Source organism: Melissospora conviva, assembly GCF_049523535.1.
GTDB classification, from domain to species: Bacteria; Actinomycetota; Actinomycetes; order Mycobacteriales; family Micromonosporaceae; genus Melissospora; species Melissospora conviva.
Genome location: NZ_JBLLDT010000006.1, coordinates 71,342 through 92,211, shown reverse-complemented (window position 1 = coordinate 92,211; position 20,870 = coordinate 71,342). Strand labels below are relative to the sequence as shown.

General features: G+C 69.6%; 23 protein-coding genes. 5 read left to right on the top strand and 18 right to left on the bottom strand.

Features of this window, described 5'->3' with window-relative positions; all coding sequences use genetic code 11:
• Positions 1-4: 4 nt before the first annotated feature.
• Positions 5-664, bottom strand: a complete 660-nt coding sequence (gene nucS, locus ACK8GG_RS15400) for an endonuclease NucS (RefSeq protein ID WP_440351645.1) — start codon at positions 662-664, stop codon at positions 5-7.
• Between the two features lie 71 nt (positions 665-735).
• On the opposite strand from nucS, the gene ACK8GG_RS15395 reads away from it, so the two are divergent.
• Both ACK8GG_RS15395 and ACK8GG_RS15390 read left to right on the top strand, forming a co-directional pair.
• The gene (locus ACK8GG_RS15395; protein WP_440355096.1) at positions 736-1,353 is read left to right on the top strand and encodes a DUF4126 domain-containing protein; all 618 of its coding nucleotides are present in this window, start codon (positions 736-738) and stop codon (positions 1,351-1,353) included.
• Between the two features lie 137 nt (positions 1,354-1,490).
• Positions 1,491-1,790: a DUF1540 domain-containing protein gene (locus ACK8GG_RS15390; RefSeq protein WP_440351647.1), complete on the top strand. Its 300-nt coding sequence runs from the start codon at positions 1,491-1,493 to the stop codon at positions 1,788-1,790.
• 165 nt (positions 1,791-1,955) lie between these two features.
• Here ACK8GG_RS15390 and ACK8GG_RS15385 read toward each other — a convergent pair whose 3' ends face one another.
• Positions 1,956-3,965 carry a protein meaA gene (locus ACK8GG_RS15385; protein ID WP_440356636.1) on the bottom strand — a complete coding sequence of 670 codons (2,010 nt, stop codon included), beginning with the start codon at positions 3,963-3,965 and terminating at the stop codon, positions 1,956-1,958.
• A gap of 184 nt (positions 3,966-4,149) precedes the next feature.
• On the opposite strand from ACK8GG_RS15385, the gene ACK8GG_RS15380 reads away from it, so the two are divergent.
• Positions 4,150-4,998 (top strand): ABC transporter ATP-binding protein, encoded by an 849-nt coding sequence (locus ACK8GG_RS15380; RefSeq protein ID WP_440356635.1) that lies wholly within the window; start codon positions 4,150-4,152, stop codon positions 4,996-4,998.
• Positions 4,995-5,837, top strand: coding sequence for an ABC transporter permease (locus ACK8GG_RS15375; RefSeq protein ID WP_440351650.1), 843 nt, complete (start codon positions 4,995-4,997; stop codon positions 5,835-5,837). Before ACK8GG_RS15380 ends, ACK8GG_RS15375 begins: the two co-directional genes overlap by 4 nt.
• Before the next feature lie 138 nt (positions 5,838-5,975).
• Here the strand turns inward: ACK8GG_RS15375 and ACK8GG_RS15370 are convergent, their stop codons facing one another.
• Both ACK8GG_RS15370 and murA read right to left on the bottom strand, forming a co-directional pair.
• Positions 5,976-6,824 carry a 3-hydroxyacyl-CoA dehydrogenase family protein gene (locus tag ACK8GG_RS15370; protein WP_440351651.1) on the bottom strand — a complete coding sequence of 283 codons (849 nt, stop codon included), beginning with the start codon at positions 6,822-6,824 and terminating at the stop codon, positions 5,976-5,978.
• Between the two features lie 97 nt (positions 6,825-6,921).
• Positions 6,922-8,319, bottom strand: coding sequence for a UDP-N-acetylglucosamine 1-carboxyvinyltransferase (murA, locus tag ACK8GG_RS15365; protein ID WP_440356634.1), 1,398 nt, complete (start codon positions 8,317-8,319; stop codon positions 6,922-6,924).
• Between murA and ACK8GG_RS15360 the strand changes: the two genes are divergently transcribed.
• Positions 8,318-8,890 (top strand): cob(I)yrinic acid a,c-diamide adenosyltransferase, encoded by a 573-nt coding sequence (locus ACK8GG_RS15360; RefSeq protein ID WP_440355091.1) that lies wholly within the window; start codon positions 8,318-8,320, stop codon positions 8,888-8,890. The genes murA and ACK8GG_RS15360 overlap by 2 nt on opposite strands.
• A 75-nt stretch (positions 8,891-8,965) precedes the next feature.
• On the opposite strand, the gene ACK8GG_RS15355 is transcribed toward ACK8GG_RS15360, so the two are convergent.
• From ACK8GG_RS15355 to ACK8GG_RS15290, 14 genes are all read right to left on the bottom strand, one after another.
• The gene (locus ACK8GG_RS15355; RefSeq protein WP_440355090.1) at positions 8,966-9,427 is read right to left on the bottom strand and encodes a DUF2550 domain-containing protein; all 462 of its coding nucleotides are present in this window, start codon (positions 9,425-9,427) and stop codon (positions 8,966-8,968) included.
• A 12-nt stretch (positions 9,428-9,439) separates the two neighbouring features.
• Complete coding sequence (locus ACK8GG_RS15350) at positions 9,440-9,727, bottom strand: F0F1 ATP synthase subunit epsilon (protein ID WP_440351655.1); 288 nt, start codon at positions 9,725-9,727, stop codon at positions 9,440-9,442.
• A gap of 90 nt (positions 9,728-9,817) precedes the next feature.
• Positions 9,818-11,005, bottom strand: coding sequence for an LCP family protein (locus ACK8GG_RS15345; RefSeq protein ID WP_440356633.1), 1,188 nt, complete (start codon positions 11,003-11,005; stop codon positions 9,818-9,820).
• 331 nt (positions 11,006-11,336) lie between these two features.
• Complete coding sequence (atpD, locus tag ACK8GG_RS15340; RefSeq protein WP_440351657.1) at positions 11,337-12,791, bottom strand: F0F1 ATP synthase subunit beta; 1,455 nt, start codon at positions 12,789-12,791, stop codon at positions 11,337-11,339.
• Positions 12,791-13,732, bottom strand: a complete 942-nt coding sequence (locus ACK8GG_RS15335; RefSeq protein WP_440355088.1) for a F0F1 ATP synthase subunit gamma — start codon at positions 13,730-13,732, stop codon at positions 12,791-12,793. Before ACK8GG_RS15335 ends, atpD begins: the two co-directional genes overlap by 1 nt.
• Before the next feature lie 10 nt (positions 13,733-13,742).
• Positions 13,743-15,386 (bottom strand): F0F1 ATP synthase subunit alpha, encoded by a 1,644-nt coding sequence (atpA, locus tag ACK8GG_RS15330; protein ID WP_440355087.1) that lies wholly within the window; start codon positions 15,384-15,386, stop codon positions 13,743-13,745.
• 83 nt (positions 15,387-15,469) lie between these two features.
• Entirely contained in the window at positions 15,470-16,294 is an 825-nt protein-coding gene (locus ACK8GG_RS15325; protein WP_440355086.1) for a F0F1 ATP synthase subunit delta, read from the bottom strand.
• Positions 16,294-16,821 (bottom strand): F0F1 ATP synthase subunit B, encoded by a 528-nt coding sequence (locus ACK8GG_RS15320; RefSeq protein ID WP_440355085.1) that lies wholly within the window; start codon positions 16,819-16,821, stop codon positions 16,294-16,296. The genes ACK8GG_RS15325 and ACK8GG_RS15320 overlap by 1 nt, the downstream gene beginning before the upstream one ends.
• Positions 16,822-16,851: 30 nt before the next feature.
• Positions 16,852-17,079 (bottom strand): ATP synthase F0 subunit C, encoded by a 228-nt coding sequence (gene atpE, locus ACK8GG_RS15315; RefSeq protein WP_440351662.1) that lies wholly within the window; start codon positions 17,077-17,079, stop codon positions 16,852-16,854.
• 96 nt (positions 17,080-17,175) lie between these two features.
• Positions 17,176-17,955, bottom strand: a complete 780-nt coding sequence (gene atpB, locus ACK8GG_RS15310; protein WP_440351663.1) for a F0F1 ATP synthase subunit A — start codon at positions 17,953-17,955, stop codon at positions 17,176-17,178.
• Positions 17,956-17,998: 43 nt separating this feature from the next.
• Positions 17,999-18,217, bottom strand: coding sequence for a hypothetical protein (locus tag ACK8GG_RS15305; RefSeq protein ID WP_440351664.1), 219 nt, complete (start codon positions 18,215-18,217; stop codon positions 17,999-18,001).
• 189 nt (positions 18,218-18,406) lie between these two features.
• Positions 18,407-18,838: a hypothetical protein gene (locus tag ACK8GG_RS15300; RefSeq protein WP_440355084.1), complete on the bottom strand. Its 432-nt coding sequence runs from the start codon at positions 18,836-18,838 to the stop codon at positions 18,407-18,409.
• Positions 18,835-20,121: a serine hydroxymethyltransferase gene (gene glyA, locus ACK8GG_RS15295; protein WP_440356632.1), complete on the bottom strand. Its 1,287-nt coding sequence runs from the start codon at positions 20,119-20,121 to the stop codon at positions 18,835-18,837. The genes ACK8GG_RS15300 and glyA overlap by 4 nt, the downstream gene beginning before the upstream one ends.
• 139 nt (positions 20,122-20,260) lie before the next feature.
• Positions 20,261-20,869 (bottom strand): arsenate reductase/protein-tyrosine-phosphatase family protein, encoded by a 609-nt coding sequence (locus ACK8GG_RS15290; protein ID WP_440351667.1) that lies wholly within the window; start codon positions 20,867-20,869, stop codon positions 20,261-20,263.
• Position 20,870 lies beyond the last annotated feature (1 nt).

The window sequence follows — 20,870 nt, the reverse complement described above, 5'->3', positions numbered from 1 at the left end:
CCCGTCAGAAGAGCGTCAGTTCGTCGCGCTCGATGCCGCGCAGCTTGTCGTAGTCGACCACCACGCAGCGGATGCCCCGGTCGGTGGCGAGCACCCGGGCCTGTGGCTTGATCTCCTGGGCGGCGAAGATCCCGGCGACCGGCGCGAGCAGCGGGTCCCGGTTCATCAGCTCCAGGTAGCGGGTCAGCTGCTCCACCCCGTCGATCTCACCGCGGCGTTTGATCTCCACCGCCACCGCGGCGCCCGCGCCGTCGCGGCAGAGCAGGTCGACCGGCCCGATCGCTGTCATGTACTCCCGCCGTACGAGGGTGTAGCCCTCGCCGAAGGTCTGCGGGTTGGCTGCCAGCAGCTCCTGCAGGTGCGCCTCGACGCCGTCCTTGCGCAGGCCGGGATCGACACCGAGCTCGTAGGAGGTGTCCTGGAAGATCTCCTCCAGGGTGATGCGCAGCTCCTCGCCGGCCTTGTTCACCACCCGCCAGACGCCCGGTGCCTCTTCGAGCCGGCAGGGCGGACTCATCCAGTTCAAGGGCTTGTAGGCACGGTCGTCGGCATGGATGGAGACGGAGCCGTCCGCCTTGACCATCAGCAACCGGGTCGCCGTCGGCAGATGAGCCGAGAGCCGTCCGACGTAGTCCACCGAGCATTTCGCAATCACCAACCGCACCCGACGAGGGTAGCGGAGACCCGTGGGCGCTCCAGTCAGCGGCAGTGGCGCGGCGGTGTCATCCTGAACGGGTGTTCGAAGTCCTCACCGGAACGGGGCTGGCCGCATCGGCCGGCTTGAACGCCTACATCCCCCTGCTGATCGTCGGGCTGCTGTCCCGCTTCACCGATCTGTTCGATCTGCCGGACACCTGGCAGTGGCTCTCCAACGGCTGGGTGCTCGTCATCATGGCGGCCCTGCTGGCGGTCGAGGTCGTCGCCGACAAGGTTCCGGTGCTCGACCACATCAACGACGTGCTCCAGACGGCGGTCCGGCCGGCCGCCGGCGGTCTGGCCTTCGGTGCGGGCACCAGCGCCGACACGGTGACCGTCAGCGATCCGGGGGCCTTCGTCTCGGAGGGCCAGTGGCTGCCGGTGGTGGCCGGCATTGTGATCGCCCTGATCGTGCACGGCCTCAAGACGGTCGCCCGGCCGGTGATCAACGCGACCACCGGAGGGCTCGGGGCGCCGGTGGCGAGCACCGCCGAGGACGCCACCAGCGTGGCGATGTCCCTGGTGGCGATCCTGCTGCCGGCGCTGGTGCTGGTCTTCCTGGTGGCGCTGGTCTTCTTCGCCGGCTGGCTCTGGCGCCGCCGGCGGGCCCGGCGGCGCGGACGGCTCGCCGCCCGGGAAGCCGGCTTCGACGTCTGAGCCGCACCATGGCAGCGTCCGGCCGGCCCGCGAGAAGCGAGGGCTGCCCCGATCGGGTGGACCTCGCAGGTTTGCGCGTGACGTATTCGGCAAACCCCCAGAATCGGGACATAGCTTTTCCGCTAAGGGAGGTCAAGATGACCGCGGTTCTGGAGATGCCCCGCGTGCAGCAGTGCACCGCGACCAGTTGTTCATACAACGCCGAGGAAGAGTGCCGAGCGTTCGCCATCACCATCGGAACGGCAGAGCACGCGCACTGCGACACCTTCTTCGACTCGCCGCAGCAGGGCGGGGTGACAGACGCCCTCGCGCAGGTCGGGGCCTGCAAGCGGTCCGACTGCGTGCACAACTCCGACCTGGAGTGCCACGCGCCGGCGATCTCTGTCGGATCCGACCTCGACCTGGCCGACTGCGTGACGTACCAGCCGCAGTCGTAGTCCGCACCGCGGCGCGGCGGAAAACCGCCGTGACCACAGCCCGGTCGCGCAGAGACCAACGACAGCCGCACAGCGGCCCCGAGTGGGCCGGCTGTGCGGCTGCGTCACGTTCCGAGGGCGAAGGATTCTGGCAGCGCTCTCGCGGGCGCAACCGCCCAGGCGCGTTCAGTCCGTCAGGTCGTTCGCCCGCCGGATCACCGTGACCATCTGGCCCATGATCTCGGTCAGGCCGAAGTCCTTCGGGGTGAAGACCTGCGCCACTCCGGCAGCCCGCAGCTGGGCCGCGTCGTCGGCCGGGATGATGCCGCCGACCACCACCGGAAGATCGGCGCGCCCGGCGGCCCGCAGCCCGTCGAGCACCGCGGGCACCGCGGCCAGGTGCGAACCGGAGAGGACCGAGAGGCCGACGAGGTCGACGTCCTCCTCCACCGCCGCGGCGACGATCTCCGCGGGGGTGAGCCGGATGCCCTGGTAGATGACCTCGAAGCCGGCGTCGCGGGCGCGTACGGCGATCTGCTCGGCGCCGTTGGAGTGCCCGTCCAGGCCCGGCTTGCCGACCAGCAGCCGCAACCGGCCGCTGCCGAGCTCCCGGGCGGTGGCGGCGACCCGCTCGCGCACCTGAACCAGCGTCTCGTCGGCGACCAGGCCCGCGCCGCCGGCCAGCCCGGTCGGCGGGCGGTACTCGCCGAAGACCTCGCGCAGCGCCCCGGCCCACTCCCCCGTGGTGACGCCGGCCTTGACGCAGGCGAGGGTGGCGGCCATCAGATTGGTGGTGCCGGCGGCGTCGGCGCGCAGCTTCTCCAGCGCCGCGTCGACCGCCGCCTGGTCCCGCCCGGCCCGCCAGGCGCGTACGGCGTCCGCGGCGGCCTGCTCCACCGCCGGGTCGACCTGCTCGACGGCGCCGGCGCCGGCCGCGGTCAGCGGCGACGGCTCGGTCTCGGTGAACCTGTTGACCCCGACGACGACGTCGCTGCCGTCCTCCAGCCGCCGGCGGCGCTCGGTCAGCGACGCCACCAGGGCGCTCTTGAGGTAGCCGGTCTCGACGGCGGCGACCACACCGCCGAGCTCCTGGATCTTGTCCAGTTCCCGGCGGGCGCCGTCGGCGATCTCGTCGACCAGCGCCTCGACCACGTACGAACCGTCGAAGAGGTCGGGGTACTCCAGCAGGTCGGACTCGAAGGCGAGCACCTGCTGCATCCGCAGCGACCACTGCTGGTCCCACGGCCGGGGCAGGCCGAGCGCCTCGTTCCAGGCCGGCAGCTGCACCGCCCGGGCGCGCGCGTTGCGGGAGAGGGTCACACCGAGCATCTCCAGCACGATGCGCTGGATGTTGTTCTCCGGCTGCGCCTCGGTCAGCCCGAGAGAGTTGACCTGCACGCCGTAGCGGAGGCGGCGCTGCTTCGGGTCGGTCACGCCGTACCGGTCGCGGGTGATCTCCTCCCAGAGGCGGTTGAAGGCGCGCATCTTCGCCATCTCCTCGACGAAGCGCACGCCGGCGTTGACGAAGAAGGAGATGCGCGCCACCACGTCGCCCATCCGCTCGGCGGGCACCTGGCCGGAGTCGCGGACCGCGTCCAGGACCGCCACGGCGGTGGCGAGCGCGAAGCCGACCTCCTGCACGGGCGTCGCGCCGGCCTCCTGCAGGTGGTACGAGCAGATGTTGACCGGGTTCCACTTCGGCATGTGGGTCAGCGTGTGCGCCACGACGTCCGCGGTCAGCCGCAGCGAGGCGGCCGGCGGGAAGATGTAGGTGCCCCGGGAGAGGTACTCCTTGATGATGTCGTTCTGCGTGGTGCCGGCCAGCCGGGCCTTCTCGGCGCCCTGCTCCTCGCCGACGGTCTCGTAGAGACCGAGCAGCCACATCGCCGGTGCGTTGATCGTCATCGAGGTGTTCATCTGGCCGACCGGGATGCCCTCGAAGAGCGCCCGCATGTCGCCGATGTGGGAGACGGGGACGCCGACCCGGCCCACCTCGCCGGTGGCCAGCTCGTGGTCGGGGTCGTAACCCGTCTGGGTGGGCAGGTCGAAGGCGACCGAGAGACCGGTCTGGCCCTTCGCCAGGTTGCGGCGGAACAGCGCGTTGGTGGCGGCGGCGGAGGAGTGCCCCGCGTACGTACGCATCACCCAGGGCCGGTCCCGCTCGGGCAACCGGCTCGACTCTGCCTTCTCGTCCATGCGCGGAGTCTAAGTTACTCACCAGTTACTGCCGATGGTGAAAAACCACACAACGGGCACCGACTGCCCAACCCACCCGTGTCAGCAGGCCGACCGCGACGCGCCCCGGATCCTGCGATCACAGAACGTGACAGCAGCCACCCCGACGGTAGGTGGCGTGCGCACGAGAGACATAGTTGAACCCATGGGTGACGAACTCGCGATCTCGGTACGCGGATTGCGCAAATCCTATGGCGGCAACGTCGCCGTGGCCGGTGTCGATCTTGAGGTCCACCGGGGTGAGGTCTTCGCGCTGCTCGGACCGAACGGCGCCGGCAAGACCACCACGGTGGAGATCCTGGAGGGGTACCGCAACCGCGACGACGGCGAGGTGAGCGTGCTCGGCGTCGACCCCGCGCACGCCGACGCGGACTGGCGCTCCCGGGTCGGCATCGTGCTGCAGGGCACCGGGGAGTTCGACGAGCTGACCGTGGCCGAGGTGGTGCACCACTTCGCGGCCTTCTACCCCAACGCCGACGACCCCGACAAGGTCATCGCGCGGGTCGGGCTGGACGCCAAGCGCAAGGCCCGCACGCACAGCCTCTCCGGCGGTCAGAAGCGCCGGCTCGACGTGGCGCTCGGCATCATCGGCCGCCCGGAGCTGCTCTTCCTCGACGAGCCGACCACCGGCTTCGACCCGGAGGCCCGGCGCGAGTTCTGGGAGCTGATCCGCGACCTCTCGGCGGCCGGCACCACCATCCTGCTGACCACCCACTACCTGGACGAGGCCGAGTCGCTCGCCGACCGCGTCGGTGTGATCAGCGGCGGCACGATCATCGACGTCTCCACCCCGGCGCTGCTCGGCGGCCGGCAGAGCGCGCTGGCGACGGTGAGCTGGCGTACCCCGGACGGGGCGCTGGAGCAGATCGAGACCGCCACCCCGACGGCGGTGCTGCGGGAACTCGCCGAACGGCACGACGGCGAGGTGCCGGGGCTGACCGTCACCCGGCCCACGCTCGAGGACATCTACCTGAAGATGATTGGGCACCGATGAGCACGACGACGACCCGCCCCGCGACCGCGCCGGCGACCGCGGTCCGGAGCAACCTCGTGAAGCTGGGGCTGCGCCAGGGCGGCCTGGAGATCCGGCAGTTCCTGCGCAGCCGGGAGTCCGTCGTCTTCACGATGGGCTTCCCGGTGATCATGATCCTGATCTTCGCGGCGATCTTCAGTGACGAGATCGCGCCGGGGGTCAGCTACACGCAGTACTTCATCACCGGCATGATCGCCACCGGCCTGATGACGGTCAGCTTCCAGAACCTGGGCATCTGGATCCCGATCGAGCGCGACCGCGGCGTGCTAAAGCGCTACCGCGGCACACCCATGCCGAAATGGGTCTACTTCGTCGGCAAGATCATCATGGTGATCGCGATCGGCATCGCCGAGACCGTCATCCTGCTCGCCGTCTCGGTCGCCCTCTTCGACCTGGAGCTGCCCGCCACCGCGCAGAAGTGGTGGACCTTCGGCTGGGTGGCAGTCCTGGGCATCACCGCCTGCACGCTCTGCGGCATCGCGATGTCCTCGCTGGCCCGGACCTCCCGCAGCGGCTCGGCGGTGATCACGCCGGTGGCGCTGATCCTGCAGTTCATCTCCGGCGTCTTCTTCGTCTTCACCAGCCTGCCCGGCTGGATGCAGCAGGTCGCCGCGATCTTCCCGCTGAAGTGGATGTGCCAGGGGCTGCGCTCGGTCTTCCTGCCGGAGTCCTTCGGGGCAACCGAACCGGGCGGCTCCTTCGAACTGGGGCGGGTGGCGCTGGTCCTCGGCATCTGGTGCGTGGTGGGCCTGGTCCTCTGCCTCGGCACCTTCCGCTGGACCACCAAGCGAGACGGCTGACGCCACCGAACGCAGACAACGGCACAGCCACGGCCAGGCCATGGCATGGAGAAGGGGCACCGGTGTCACAACCGGTGCCCCTTCTCGTACGTCCGCTCCCCTGCTACCCGCTCCGGCGCCAGGCGGGCCGCGACCGGGTCAGTAGCTGTAGAAGCCGTTGCCGGTCTTGCGGCCCAGGTCACCGGCGGTGGCCATGCGCTGCAGCAGCTCCGGCGGGAAGAACTTCTCGTCCTGGGTGTCCTGGTAGATGTTGCGCGCGGCGTTGAGCAGCACGTCCACGCCGGTCAGGTCGGTGGTGGCCAGCGGGCCCATCGCGTGGCCGAAGCCGAGCTTGCAGGCGATGTCGACGTCCTCCGGGGAGGCCACGCCGGACTCCACCAGCTTGACCGCCTCCACCACCAGCGCGGTGATCAGCCGGGTGGTGACGAAACCGGCGATGTCGCGGTTGACCACCACGCAGGTCTTGCCGATCTCCTCGGCGAAGGCCTTGGCGGTCGCCAGCGTCTCGTCGCTGGTCTTGTAGCCGCGCACCAGCTCGCAGAGCTTCATCATCGGCACCGGGGAGAAGAAGTGGGTGCCGACGACCGACTCCGGCCGCTGCGTGACGGCCGCGATCTGAGTCACCGGGATCGCCGAGGTGTTGGTGGCGAGCACCGCGTGCGGCGCGCAGTGCTTGTCGAGCTGCCGGAAGACCTCGTGCTTGACCTCGATCTTCTCGAAGACCGCCTCGACGACGATGTCGGCGTCGGCGACCGCCTCGAACTCGGTGGTCGGGGTGATCCGGCCCAGCGCCTCCTCGACCGACTCGGTGGTGATCGCACCCTTGGCGGCGAACTTCTCCAGCGACTTGCGGATCCCGGCGATGCCCCGCGAGGTGGCCGCCTCGTCCAGGTCCCGCAGGGTCACCTGCCAGCCCGCCTGCGCCGCCACCTGGGCGATGCCGGAACCCATCAGTCCCGCTCCGATGACCGCGAGTCGACCCGCCATCCTGCTCACTCCCTCAACTGCTACGGCTGTACTCCCAGCAGCACCCTAACCGGCGCCGCTGAACGATCGGTAAGGAGGAGCCCGGCCACCGCGACCCTCAGAGGGCGAAGACCGGCTCCTGCGGCGCCGGCACCCGTTCGACCCGTGCGCCGAGCGCCCGCAGATCCGCCACGAAGTCCGGGTAGCCCCGGTCGACGTGGTGGATGTGCGAAACCTCGGTGACCCCGTCCGCGCAGAGCCCGGCGATGATCAGGCCGGCGCCGGCGCGGATGTCGGTGGCGCGTACCGGGGCACTGGAGAGCCGCTCCCGGCCGCGGACCACCGCGTGGTGCCCGTCGGTCTTGATGTCCGCGCCGAGCCGGACCATCTCGTTGGCGAACATGAACCGCCCGTCGAAGATGTTCTCAGTGATCAGCGAAGCGCCGTCGCTGACCGCGGCGAGCCCGATCGCCATCGGCAGCAGATCCGTGGCGAAGCCGGGATAGGGCAGGGTCGCCACGTCGACCGCGCGGGGCCGCTGATCCATCCGGACCCGGAAGGCGTCCGCCCGGGTCTCGACCAGACCGCCGGCCAGGATCACCTTTTCCAGCGCGATCTCCAGGAACCGTGGATCCACCCCGGTGACCGTGACGTCCCCGCGGGTCATCGCCCCCGCGAACGCCCAGGTGCCGGCGACGATGCGGTCCCCGACCGTGGCGTGCCGCACCGGGTGCAGCTCCGAAACCCCCTCGATGCGCAGGGTCGAGCTGCCGACCCCGTCGATCCGGGCGCCCATCGCCGTCAGCATCGTGCAGATGTCGACGATCTCCGGCTCCCGGGCCGCGTTGTCGATCGTGGTCACCCCCTGGGCCAGCACCGCCGCCATCACCAGGTTCTCGGTGGCCCCGACACTGGGGAACTCGAGACAGATCTCGGCGCCGCGCAGGCCCTGCGGTGCGGAGGCGATCACAAAGCCGTGCTCTCCCCCGATCTGCGCCCCCATCAGGGTCAGCCCGGCGATGTGCATGTCCAGGCCCCGCGAGCCGATGGCGTCGCCGCCGGGATGGGCCACCCGCACGTGCCCGCAGCGGGCCAGCAGCGGACCGAGTACGCAGATCGAGGCGCGCAGGCGGCGTACCAGGTCGTAGTCGGCCGCCGAACCGGGGCGCTGCGGGACGTCGAGGGTGACCGTCCGGGCGCGGTCCGCCGCGGCCGGCGGCGCCTGCGGGTCGGGACCGAAGGTGACCCCGCAGCCGAGCCGGCGCAGCACCTCGCCCATGATCGCGATATCGGTGATCCGGGGAACATTGGTGATGACCGTCCGGCCCGGGGCGAGCAGCGCGGCGGCCATCAGCTTCAGCGCCGAGTTCTTCGCCCCCACCACCGGCACGGTCCCGCGCAGCCGCGCCGCGCCGTCGACCCGGATGACGCAGGCGTCCGGATCGTCACCGGGCGGGTGCGCGGCGGACGACGGCCCACCGGCCGCAGCGTCGACGTTCCGTACGCTGTGCGTCATGGCTGTTCACCTCACCCGCATCTACACCCGCACCGGCGACGCCGGCCGGACCAGGCTGAGCAACAACGAGGAGGTCGGCAAGAACGACCCGCGCCTCGTGGCGTACGCCGACGTCGACGAGTGCAACGCCGCCATCGGCATGGCGCTGGCGATGGGCGGCCTCGACGACGAGGTACGCGCGGTGCTCACCACCATTCAGAACGACCTCTTCGACGCCGGGGCGGACCTCGCCACCCCGGTCGAGCCGGAGCCGGCGTACCCCCCGCTGCGCGTGCTGGAGGAGTACGTCACGCGATTGGAGGGCTGGTGCGACGAGTTCAACGAGCGACTTGCCAACCTGGACTCCTTCATCCTCCCCGGCGGCACCCCCGGCGCGGCGCTGCTGCACATGGCGCGGACGATCGCCCGCCGGGCCGAACGAGCGGCGTGGGCGCTGGTCGAGCACGATCCGGAGCGGACCAGTCCCCTGCCGGCCAAGTATCTCAACCGGCTCTCGGATCTGCTCTTCATCCTGGCAAGGACGGCAAATCCGGCGGGCGACGTGCTATGGGTTCCCGGCGGCAAGCGCTGAGCCGGTAGAGGGCTTCCGGCAGCAGGCAGCCCTGCTGGTGGTAGCTCCTGCCTCGCGGCGGGCCCGGCGGCCGGCTCAGGCCGCTGGGCGATCCTGCGGGGTGGCGACGAGACGCGGCGAGGCCGCCCCGGGCGGGGCGGCCTCGAGCCACGAGAGAAATCCGGTCAGGGTGGCGGTCGACATCGCGATCTCCACCGGAACCTCGCCGTTGTGACAGCTGAGAATGATCCAGTCACCGGGGAGAGCGAGCGTCTCCTGCCCCTGGGGGTGGCGGCGGCGCTGCACTGTCAGCGCGTGCCGGGAGAGCACCCGCTTGGGGCGTACGGCAAAGCTGAGCGTGCGGTACCAGCAGAGCTGGTCGCCGCGGAACCGGCCGAAGCCCGGCGACCAGCCACGCCCGTCGAGCATGGTGGTGACCCGCACGCTCATGTTGATGATCCCGCCGGAGCGGCAGACCAGGATCCGCCGAAGACGGAGGAAGAGTGCCGCACAGACCAGTACGGCGACGCCGATTCCGATCCCCTGCAAGATCTCCATCGGCGGACCGGCTCAGTGGGAGCTGGGCTCGGGGGTTGCCGGGCTGGCGTCCTCGGCGAGGATCGTCACTCCGGTGCCGGTGACCGAGAGGAACCCGCCGGAGACGTCGTAGACGATCTCCTCGCCGCCGGCCCGCTTGATCCGTACCTTGCCGGGTTCGGCGAGCTGGCCCAGGAGCGGCAGGTGACCCGGCATCACACCGAGCTCGCCCTCGGTCGTCCGGGCCATGACCATGTCGGCCTCACCCGTCCAGACCTTTTCCTCGACGGCTACGAGCTCGACGTGAAGCTGCTTTGCCACGCTGTCTCCTTGCTGCGGCTACGGATGGCGAAATTCTAGTCCCGAGGTGGCGGGCGCTCCCAGGCGGGTGGCGAGATGCATACCACTGTCCTACTGCGTGGTGCTGATCAGACCCGGGTGCTCGACGACGAAAGCCTCCGCCTGGCCCTTGCCCAGCGCGGTGAAGAACTCCTGGGCCACCGGCAGGAACTGCTCCCCCTGGTACGCGTCGCCCACGCCGACGTTGGTCGCCGGCAGCTTGATCATCTGGATGGCTTCCGGGCGAATGCCGCGCAGCGCGTACGCGAACTCGGCGATCCCGTTGCCGCGACCGCTGAAGATCAGCGACTCGCCCGCGGCCCGCAGCACCCGGTCCAGCTTCAGCGGATCGGCGATCACATCGGCGCTGGTGGCCTTGGCCGCCATCGCCTTGATGAACTGCTGCTGGTGCCGTTGCCGGCCGTAGTCGGCATCGGGCACGCCGTTGGCGGGATAGCGCTGCCGGACGTAGTCCAGCGCCTGCCAGCCGTTGAGCTGCCGGGTGCCCTTCTTGTACTGCGCCTGGGGGCCGACGTACCCCTCGCCGTACGGGTTCGGGTCGCGGTGGGTGCCGTCCGGCTTGCGGTGCTCGGAGACGACGTCCCGCTCGATGTACATCTCGACGCCCCCCATGGCGTCGACGATCTTGCGGAACCCGGAGAAGTTGATGATGGCGCCGGCGTCGAAACGTTCGATGCCGGTGGCCGCGCTCACCGTCTTGGCCAGCAACTCGAAGCCGGCGGCGGTGTCCGGACGCTCCGCGCCGGGTATCAGGCTGCCCTCGGCCATCGCGGAGTTGAGCTTGTAGGTCCCGCCGTGGAAATCGGCCTTGGGAAAGGCCGGGATCTCCACCAGCAGGTCCCGTGGCAGCGAGAAGAGAAAGGCGCTCTGGAGATCCTCGTCGACCGAGAGGATCATGATGGAGTCCGCCAGCGGCGCGTTGGTCGAGCCGGGACGGACGTCGACGCCGACCAGGAGGATGTTCAAGGGACCGGTGATGGTGCTCTTCTTCGGGGCGGCCTGGGCCGCCTTGTCGTCGAAGAGGTCCTGCTGGTTGATCGCGCCCTCGTAACGGGCCACCAGCGTCCGATAGCCCACGAGCACCCCGGAGCTGAGCAGTATCAGCACGGCGCCGAGCACGGTGCAGACCCAGGCCCAGCGGGGTGCCTTCCACCGGCGCTGCCGTCGCGGGGTGACCGTGCTGCTCCCGCCGGCCTCATCTGCGGCTTCGGCTACGGCTACGGTCTCGGCCTTGCTCACGACTGCCTCCGTTCGTCCTCGCGCCGGTCACGGGACGCGCCGGGCCACCGACGGCTCCGGCCGCAGGTGCGGACCGAACCATACGCATCGGTGATGGTGGAGGAATGACAGGGAGGTTACCGGCGACAGCATCGCTTGTCCGACCTGACTCGCGTTCCACGCGCTCCGGTTCCGGACCCGAGCAGCGCCCAGGGAGGCCACCGCAGCACCTCCGCCGGCGGTGGCAGCGCGGACGGGACGTGGACCCGTCGAAGGGAGACGGAGACGGCGAAGGCCGCGCCGGATGCTCCGGCGCGGCCTTCGACAGTGAACTCTGGTGCGACCGCGAAGGTCAGCCCTTCATCAGCTCGTGGGCCTGACGCTCCAGGTCCTCGAGACCGCCGCACATGAAGAACGCCTGCTCGGGGAAGTGGTCGTACTCGCCCTCGCTGATCTTCTTGAACGCCTCGATGGTCTCCTTGATCGGGACCGTCGAGCCCGGGATGCCGGTGAACTGCTCCGCCGCGTAGGTGTTCTGCGACAGGAAGCGCTCGATCCGCCGCGCGCGCTGCACGGTGATCTTGTCTTCCTCGGAGAGCTCCTCGATACCGAGGATGGCGATGATGTCCTGCAGGTCCTTGTACTTCTGCAGGATCCGCTTCACCTCGGTGGCGACCGTGAAGTGCTCGATGCCGACGAACTCCGGGGCGAGGATCCGGGACGAGGACGCCAGCGGGTCCACGGCCGGGTAGATGCCCTTGTCGGAGATCGACCGCTCGAGGTTGGTGGTCGCGTCGAGGTGGGCGAAGGTGGTGGCCGGAGCGGGGTCGGTGTAGTCGTCCGCCGGCACGTAGATCGCCTGCATCGAGGTGATGGCCTGACCCCGGACGGAGGTGATCCGCTCCTGGAGCTCGCCCATCTCGTCGGCCAGGGTCGGCTGGTAACCCACGGCGCTGGGCATGCGGCCCAGCAGGGTGGAGACCTCGGAGCCGGCCTGGGTGAAGCGGAAGATGTTGTCGATGAAGAGCAGCACCTCCTGCTTCTGCACGTCACGGAAGTACTCCGCCATGGTCAGCGCGGAGAGCGCGACCCGCAGACGCGTGCCCGGGGGCTCGTCCATCTGGCCGTAGACCAGCGCGGTCTTGTCGATGACGCCCGACTCGGTCATCTCGGCGATGAGGTCGTTGCCCTCACGGGTGCGCTCACCCACGCCGGCGAAGACCGAGGTACCACCGAAGTTGCGGGCGACACGGGTGATCATCTCCTGGATGAGCACCGTCTTGCCCACGCCCGCGCCGCCGAAGAGGCCGATCTTGCCGCCCTTGACGTACGGGGCGAGCAGGTCGAGGACCTTGATGCCGGTCTCCAGCATCTCGGTCTTCGGCTCCAGGTCGGCGAAGGCCGGAGCCTTGCGGTGGATGCCCCACCGCTCCTTGACGTCGAGCTTCTCACCCGGCTTCAGGTTGAGGCACTCACCGATCGCGTTGAACACGTGGCCCTTGACCGCGTCACCGACCGGCACCTGGATCGGCAGGCCGCTGTCGCGTACCTCGGCGCCGCGGACCAGACCATCGGTCGGCTGCATCGAGATGGCGCGGATCATGGTGTCACCCAGGTGCTGGGCGACCTCCAGGGTCAGCACCTTGTCACCCTGGGCAAGGGAGACGGTGACATTGAGGGCGTTGAACAGGGACGGCATGGCGTCGCGCGGGAACTCGGCGTCGACGACCGGGCCGATGACCCGGACCACGCGACCCGTGGCCGTCTTGGTCTCCGCTGGTCCGCCAGCGGCAGTCGATACAGTCATCACACTTCACTTCCCGACGCGGCCAGCGCGTTCGCGCCGCCGACGATCTCACTGATCTCCTGGGTGATCCCGGCCTGGCGGGCCGAGTTCATCTCACGGGTGTACTTCTCGATCATCTCTTCGGCGTTGTCCGTGGCGCTCTTCATCGCCCGCCGCCGTGCCGCCGACTCGCTCGCCGCCGACTCGATCAACGCCGCGTAGATCCGGGTGTTGATGTACTTCGGCAGCAGCGCGTCGAGCAGCTCGTCGGCGTTCGGCTCGAAGTCGTACTCCGGCAGGGCATGGGTGCCCGCCTCGGTACGCGGCCGCTCCTCGACCTGCATCGGCGCCATGAACCGGCTGACCGGCGTCTGGGTGATCAGGGACTTGAACTCGGTGTAGACGATGTGCAACTCGTCGACCCCGAGGATCCCGTCCTTGCCCGCGTCGGCGTCGCCGTCGTCGGCACCGGCCACGAAGGCCTTGATCAGCTCTTCGCCGACCGTCCGGGCATCCGCGAAGGTGGGCTGCTCGGAGAAGCCGGTCCAGCTCCCCGCCAGCTCGCGGTTGCGGAACTTGTAGTAGGTCACGCCCTTGCGGCCGATGACGTAGAGCACGGGCTCCTTGCCGTCGGCGCGCAGCCGCGCCATCAGCCCCTCCGCCATCTTGATGGCGTTGGAGCTGTAGCCACCGGCGAGACCCCGGTCGCTGGTGACGAGCAGGACACCGGCCCGACGGATCTTCGGACGCGGGTTGAGCAGCGGGTGCCGGTCGGTGCCCGCGTTGGACGCGAGCGCCGTCAGCACACCGGTGATGGCCTGGGCGTACGGCAGCGACGCCGCCACCCGGGACTGGGCCTTGGCGATACGGCTCGTCGCAACGAGCTCCATCGCCTTGGTGATCTTCTTCATCGACTTCGCCGAGCGGATCCGTTGACGAAGAACACGAACCTGGGCCGCCATCAGTCAGCCCTTACGCGTTCTCGGCCGGGGCGTTCCGGTACCGCGTGACGGTTTCCCGGTCCTGCTCGCCCTCGAGCGGCTGAACCGGAGCGTCGTTCACCCGCAGCTCGTCCTCCTTGCCGAGGAACATCTGCTTGAAGCGGGTGATCGCCTCGTCCAGCGCGTTGATGATGTCGTCGTTCCAGTTGTGGTCCGCGATCGACTGGAGCGTCGTGGCGTACTTGTGCCGCAGGAACTCCAGGAACTCGGCCTCGAAGCGACGGATCTCGCCAACCGGGACGTCGTCGAGCTTGCCCTCGGTGCCGGCCCAGACCGAGACGACCTGCTCCTGCACCGGGAAGGGCGCGTAGTTCGGCTGCTTGAGCAGCTCGACCAGCCGCGCACCGCGGTCCAGCTGCTGACGGGAGGCCTTGTCCAGGTCGGAGGCGAAGGCCGCGAAGGCCTCCAGCTCGCGGTACTGGGCGAGGTTGAGCCGCAGCGAACCGGCGACCTTCTTCATCGGCTTGACCTGGGCGGCGCCGCCGACCCGGGAGACCGAGGTACCGACGTTGATCGCCGGACGGACACCCTGGTTGAACAGGTCGGTCTCGAGGAAGATCTGACCGTCGGTGATGGAGATGACGTTGGTCGGGATGAACGCCGAGATGTCGTTGCCCTTGGTCTCGATGATCGGCAGACCGGTCATCGAGCCGCCACCCAGCTCGTCGGAGAGCTTGGCGCAGCGCTCCAGCAGACGCGAGTGCAGGTAGAAGACGTCACCCGGGTACGCCTCACGGCCCGGCGGACGACGCAGCAGCAGCGACACGGCGCGGTACGCCTCGGCCTGCTTGCTCAGGTCGTCGAAGACCACCAGGACGTGCTTGCCGGCGTACATCCAGTGCTGTCCGATGGACGAACCGGTGTACGGCGCGAGGTACTTGAAGCCGGCCGGGTCCGAGGCGGGCGAGGCGACGATGGTGGTGTACTCCATCGCGCCCTTCTCCTCGAGGATGCCCTTGATCGAGGCGATCGTCGAGGCCTTCTGGCCGACGGCGACGTAGATGCAGCGGACCTGCTTCTTCGGGTCGCCGGAGAGCCAGTTGTCCCGCTGGTTGAGGATGGTGTCGAGCGCGACCGTGGTCTTGCCGGTCTTGCGGTCGCCGATGATCAGCTGCCGCTGGCCCCGGCCGACCGGGGTCATCGCGTCGACGGCCTTGAGGCCGGTCTGCATCGGCTCGAAGACCGACTGCCGGGCCATCACGTTCGGGGCCTGGAGCTCGAGCTCGCGGTAGCCCTCGTTGGCGATTTCACCGAGGCCGTCGATCGGCGCGCCGAGCGCGTCGACGACACGGCCGAGGAAAGCGTCACCGACGGGTACCGAGAGCACCCGGCCGGTCCGCTTGACCCGCTGGCCTTCCTCGATCTTGGAGTAGTCGCCGAGGACGACGACACCGATCTCCCGGACGTCGAGGTTGAGGGCAACGCCGAGCGTGCCGTCCTCGAACTCCAGGAGCTCGTTCGTCATGGTCGAGGGGAGACCCTCGACGTGGGCGATGCCGTCACCGGCGTCGGCGACGGTGCCGACCTCCTCGCGGGAGACGTCGGGCGAATAGGAGGAGATGTAGCGCTCAAGGGCGCCGCGGATCTCCTCCGACGAGATGGTCAGCTCGGCCATCCTCTGCTTCCTCTATTCAGGGCCCGGTTAACCGGAACGGCGTGGATGTCGTCTTCTCGGCGCTGGGGTGGCGCCTACGGTTCTTAGCGCTTGGCGAGCGCGTTGCGGGTCTCGGTGAGCCGGCGCAGCACGGTGCCGTCGTAGAGATCGGCCCCGACCTGGACGCTCATGCCTCCGAGCACGCTCGGATCCACCGTCTGCTTGACAGTGACATCCCGACCGTATAGCTGGGAGAGCTTTGCGCCCAGCCGCTGCTCTTCCGCCTCGTCGAGGGGAGCAGCGACGGTGACGTAGGCCACCCGCTTCTCCCGCCGCTCGGCGGCGAGCTCGACCAGCTTGGTGAGGGCGCCGGCGAACGAACGTCCACCGAAGCCGGCCAGCGCCATCTCCGCCAGGGAGACCGTCGCGGGCTTCGCCTTGCCGGCCAGCAGCGACCGGACCAGCTCAGCGCGCTGGGCGATCGGCGCGTTGCGGTCGGCAAGCACCGTGCTCAGCGCCGGGTTGGCGTCGACCACCTGACCGAAGCGGAACAGCTCGTCCTCGACCTCACCGAGGTCACCGACGACGTCGGCGCTGGCGAGCAGCGCCGAGACGCTGAGCCGCTCAAGAGCGTTGAGCAGCTCGGAGGGGGCCGACCAGCGGTCGGCCACCACACCGGCGACGATCTCGGCAGCGGCGGGGCTGACCTTGCCGGTCAGCACGCCGTTGATGAGCTCGCTGCGGTCCGCACCGGCGCGAGCCGGGTCGGAGAGCACCCGGCGCAGCCGGGGCTCCCGCCGGAGCAGATCGGCGACCGAGGCGAGGTCGGCGGCGACCGCGGCGATCGCGGCCGGGTCGCCGGCCTGACCGAGGTACGCCTCCAGGCGCTCCGCCGCAGCGGCGTACGCCTCTCGACTGGCAGCCTGCATCAACGGGCTCCCGCGCTCTCCAGGTCGCTCAGGAACCGGTCGACGGTGCCCTTGCGACGCGCCTCGTCAGCGAGGGACTCGCCGACGATCTTGCTGGCCAGGTCGATGGCGATCGTGCCCACCTCCGCGCGGAGCTCCCGCGAGATGGTGGCCCGCTCGACAGCGAGTGCCTCTTTGCCGGCCGCGATGATCCGGTCGGATTCCTCGCGCGCCTTGGCCAGCACATCGGCCCGGATGCCCTCGGCATCCGCCCGCGCGTCGTCCCGGATCTTCGCCGCTTCGGTGCGAACCTCGGCGAGCTGGGCACGGTACTGCTCGAGTACCTGGTTGGCCTCGGCCTGGGCGGCCTCGGCCCGCTTCAGTCCACCCTCGATCGCCTCGACGCGCGCCTGGTACATCTCTTCCATGCGCGGCAGGACGAACTTCAGCAGGACGAAGCAGAGCAGGGCGAAGGAGATCGAGCCAACCACGATCTCCTGCCAGATCGGCAGGATTGGGCTGTGCCCGCCTTCAGCGGCGAGGAACATGTCAGACCTCCGGGATGACGGTACGGGTGATCAGCCGCCGACGGCGAACGCGAGCACCAGACCGAAGAGCGCCAGGGCCTCGACGAGGGCGAAGCCCAGGACGAGCCAGGTCCGGTTGTAGCCGGCCGACTCGGGCTGACGGGCGCTGGAGTTGATGTAGGCAACGAAGATCAGGGCCACACCGATGGCCGGGCCGATGGCCGCGAGGCCATAGCCGATGGTGTTGACGCTGCCCTCGATCGCGGCAAGGACGTTCATTGCGCGGATTCCTCCTAGTTGGCGCGTGAACTGTTCACGCGTACGACGGTGTGCCAGAAAGCTCTCGGGTCACCACCGGGGGCGCCCCGGGTGGGATCAGTGTTCCGTGGCCAACGAGTCGCCCATGTAGTTGGCGGTCAGCACGACGAAGACGTACGCCTGCAGCACCGCGACCAGAGCCTCGAAGAAGGTCATCAGCACCGACATCGCGAAGGCGCCGACCGAGGCGACCTGGATGAACAGGCTCTCGGAGTTGAGCATCACGAAGCCGCCGACGGTGAAGACCAGCAGGATCAGGTGACCGGCGAACATGTTCGCGAAGAGTCGGATCGCCAGCGTCGCCGGCCGGATGATGAAGACCTGCAGGAACTCGATCGGCACCAGCAGGAAGTGCATCGGCCAGGGGATGCCCGGCAGGATCAGGCTCTTCTTGATGTATCCCAGCGCGCCGTGCTTGCGCATGCCGATACCGAGGTAGAGCACGTAGGAGATCAGCGCGAGCACGAGCGGGAATGCGATGTGCGAGTTCGGCGAGATCTGCAGGAACGGCACGATACCGAAGAGGTTGGTCAGCGCGATGAAGCTGAGCAGCACCGTCAGGTAGGGCGCGAACTTGATGCCCGCGGTGCCCATCTGTTCCTTGGCGATGTTGTCCCGGACGAAGCCGTAGAGCGTCTCGGCCATCCACTGACCCTTGCCCGGGACGATCTTCGGGTTGCGGTACGTGGTCAAGAAGAAGATCAGCAGCAGCGCGACCGCGATCCAGATCATGATCGAGAACTTCGTCACAAACGGCCCGGCAACCGGGGGCAGGAAGAAGTCATCGACGCTGGGGGGCCAGGGAAGTCCCTCGGCTGCGACCAGCTCTGCGCTCACCGCGTCATCCTCCGCATTCGACAGGATCGGCACGTGCCGGCAATCAAGCACTGAGCCTTTTCATGATCAGGTAAATAGCACCGGCGGCACCGACCATCATGCCAATCATGATTCCGATGTTGGACGGCAGGTCGAGCCACCGATCCGCCAGCCATCCGAGGAATCCCCAAACGCCGATTCCGGCGATCAGGTAACCGGGCACCGCTCCCGCAATGCCCGACGGTTCTTCGTCGGGCTTGGGGGGGTGCGGGCTGCCGGTCATGACGTCGCGAACGATATCAGCCCAGCGGGCACGAGATATGAGGCACCCCCCGCACAGGGTTCCGGTGCGGGCGGGGCGGGTATGGCGGCGCGGCCGTCGGTCACGTTACTCCCGACACACAGTCCTGGATGCCCCTGCCCCGCAGTTCTTTTCGCCCTTTTTGCCGTCCGGCAAGGGATCTGCCGCGAATCAGCGCGCGTCGGGGTCCACGTAGGGCAGCGGCGCCCGCAGCGTCCAGACCAGCTGCGCCGCGATCCAGACCAGGACGGCGACGATGACGCTGATCCCCATCGGGCGCAGTCCGGCCCAGCCCGTCGCGGCGATGGCGGTCATCGCCACCCCCAGAAACACGATCTTGATCCCGTAGGTGACCAGGCCGACCGGCATGATCAGCCTGGGGTTCACCGCGTCCGCCCAGGCGACCGAGACGCCGGAGACCAGGTAGCTGAAGACGACCAGCCCCACGCCGGCTGCCGTCCCGGCAGCCGCCACCGGACCGCTCACCAGCGCCGCGACCGGCATCGCCACCAGCAGCAGCGCCAGCGAAGCGAGCAGGGTGGTGCGCAGGTAGGGCAGCCGCTCCCGGATGGCACCGGGCTGTCCCGCGGGTGGCGCGCTCATCGCGGGTACACCGGGAAGGCGGTCACCAGGTCGGTGACGTCGGCGGCGACCGCGGCCAGGCACTCACCCGCGGCGGGGGTGCCGGGATCGACGCGTACCGCGCGGGCGATCAGCCCGGCGATCTGGCGCATCTCCCCCTCCCGCATGCCCTGGGTGGTGACGGCGGCGGTGCCGACCCGGATTCCGGAGGCGACCATCGGCGAGAGCGGGTCGTACGGAATGGCGTTCTTGTTCAAAGTGATCATCGCGGCGTCACAGCGCTCCTCGGCGTCCCGGCCGGTCACGTCCAGCTCCCGCAGGTCGACCAGGGCCAGATGGGTGTCGGTGCCCCCGGAGACCGGGCGCATCCCCTCGCCGGCCAGCCCGGCGGCGAGCGCCTGCGCGTTGCGCACCACCTGGCCCGCGTACGTCTGGAAGTCCGGCTGCGCCGCCTCGTGCAGCGCGACCGCCTTGGCGGCGATCGTGTTCATCAGCGGTCCTCCCTGCGTGAACGGGAAAACGGCCTTGTCGATCCGCTCGGCCAGCCCCTCCCGGCAGAGAATCATCCCGCCCCGCGGACCGCGCAGGACCTTGTGGGTGGTGCAGGTCACCACGTCCGCGTACGGCACCGGCGAGCCGATCGCCCGGCCGGCGACCAGGCCGATGAAGTGCGCCGCGTCCACCATCAGGTACGCGTCGACCTCGTCGGCGATCTCACGGAACGCCGCGAAGTCGATCAGCCGCGAGTACGCCGTGGCGCCGCAGATGATCAGCTTCGGCCGGTGGGCGAGGGCGAGCGCGCGTACCTCGTCGTAGTCGATCAGCTCGGTGTCGGAGCGGACCGGGTAGCCGACGGTGTCGAACCACTTGCCGGAGAAGTTGACCCGGCTGCCGTGGGTCAGGTGTCCCCCGTGCGGCAGCTCCATCGCGAGCACGGTGTCGCCGGGCTGCACCAGGGCGGCGTACGCGGCGAGATTGGCGCTGGAACCGGAGTGCGGCTGGACGTTGGCGTGCTCGGCGTCGAAGAGCTCCTTCGCCCGGTTGATCGCCAGCTCCTCGGCCCGGTCCACCGCCGCGCAGCCGCCGTAGTAGCGACGGCCGGGGTAACCCTCGGCGTACTTGTTGGTCAGGGTGGAGCCGACGGCGGTGAGCACCGCCGGGGAGGTGAAGTTCTCGCTGGCGATCAGCTGCAACCCGCTGCGCTGCCGGTCGAGCTCGGCGATTACGACGGCGGCGATCTCCGGATCGGTCCTGGTCAGCTCGTCGAAGTCCGGTCCCCAGAAGGTGCGCGTCTGCTCGGCCACGACCGCAGAGTCTAGCCCCGGCCCGCCAGGGCCAGCGCCTTCACCGCCACCGGCCAGGGCGGGCGGCACAGCCCGGTGGGCCGCGACACCGCCGGTCAGGGCGGCCACACCACCCGGCCCGGGCGGCGGCACCGCCGGGTCAGGGCAGCAGGACTGTCGCCAGCGGGTGGACGGTCTCCTCGATCTCGTCGGCGACCCGGCTGAAGCACTGGTCGCCCCGGCCCCACGGATCGTCCAGGTCGTCGCCGGGCAGCGGCGGCACCAGCCGGCGCGACTCGTCGACGGCCTCGACCAGCGCCACCCCGCGGGCGTACACCGCGGCCGGGGTCGGCGCGGCCGGCGGCAGGGCGGCCAGGTCGACGCCGGGCAGCAGCCGGCCGAACTCCCCCAGCACGAACGTCCGCGCCGTGGCGTCCGGCCGCAGCGCGGCGACGTACTCCTGCTGGTCGGCGGTGGCGGTGAGGACCAGGTCGGCGCCGTCGATGTGCTCGGAGAGCAGCTTGCGGGCGGCGAAGCCCTCCGTCCGGCCACCGCGGGCGTGCACCTGACGGGCCGCCGGCGGGTTCATCTGCTCGCCGGCGTGCCAGCCGCCGGTGCCGGCGCTGTGGCTGTGCAGCAGGGTCTCCGGGTCGACGCCGGCGCCACTGCGGGCCAGCCGCTCCCGCACGGCGAGGGCGAGCAGCCGCTCGGCCATCGGCGAGCGGCAGATGTTGCCCATGCAGACGTGCAGCACGGTGAAGGGGGGCATC

Coding starts and splice junctions, on each gene's coding strand:
- ACK8GG_RS15390 (WP_440351647.1), top strand. CDS start 1,491: ATGACCGCGGTTCTGGAGATGCCCCGCGTGCAGCAGTGCACCGCGACC.
- ACK8GG_RS15385 (WP_440356636.1), bottom strand. CDS start 3,965: ATGGACGAGAAGGCAGAGTCGAGCCGGTTGCCCGAGCGGGACCGGCCC.
- ACK8GG_RS15380 (WP_440356635.1), top strand. CDS start 4,150: ATGGGTGACGAACTCGCGATCTCGGTACGCGGATTGCGCAAATCCTAT.
- ACK8GG_RS15375 (WP_440351650.1), top strand. CDS start 4,995: ATGAGCACGACGACGACCCGCCCCGCGACCGCGCCGGCGACCGCGGTC.
- ACK8GG_RS15370 (WP_440351651.1), bottom strand. CDS start 6,824: ATGGCGGGTCGACTCGCGGTCATCGGAGCGGGACTGATGGGTTCCGGC.
- ACK8GG_RS15360 (WP_440355091.1), top strand. CDS start 8,318: ATGGCTGTTCACCTCACCCGCATCTACACCCGCACCGGCGACGCCGGC.
- murA (WP_440356634.1), bottom strand. CDS start 8,319: ATGACGCACAGCGTACGGAACGTCGACGCTGCGGCCGGTGGGCCGTCG.
- ACK8GG_RS15355 (WP_440355090.1), bottom strand. CDS start 9,427: ATGGAGATCTTGCAGGGGATCGGAATCGGCGTCGCCGTACTGGTCTGT.
- atpD (WP_440351657.1), bottom strand. CDS start 12,791: ATGACTGTATCGACTGCCGCTGGCGGACCAGCGGAGACCAAGACGGCC.
- ACK8GG_RS15335 (WP_440355088.1), bottom strand. CDS start 13,732: ATGGCGGCCCAGGTTCGTGTTCTTCGTCAACGGATCCGCTCGGCGAAG.
- atpA (WP_440355087.1), bottom strand. CDS start 15,386: ATGGCCGAGCTGACCATCTCGTCGGAGGAGATCCGCGGCGCCCTTGAG.
- ACK8GG_RS15325 (WP_440355086.1), bottom strand. CDS start 16,294: ATGCAGGCTGCCAGTCGAGAGGCGTACGCCGCTGCGGCGGAGCGCCTG.
- ACK8GG_RS15320 (WP_440355085.1), bottom strand. CDS start 16,821: ATGTTCCTCGCCGCTGAAGGCGGGCACAGCCCAATCCTGCCGATCTGG.
- atpE (WP_440351662.1), bottom strand. CDS start 17,079: ATGAACGTCCTTGCCGCGATCGAGGGCAGCGTCAACACCATCGGCTAT.
- ACK8GG_RS15305 (WP_440351664.1), bottom strand. CDS start 18,217: ATGACCGGCAGCCCGCACCCCCCCAAGCCCGACGAAGAACCGTCGGGC.
- ACK8GG_RS15300 (WP_440355084.1), bottom strand. CDS start 18,838: ATGAGCGCGCCACCCGCGGGACAGCCCGGTGCCATCCGGGAGCGGCTG.
- ACK8GG_RS15290 (WP_440351667.1), bottom strand. CDS start 20,869: ATGCCCCCCTTCACCGTGCTGCACGTCTGCATGGGCAACATCTGCCGC.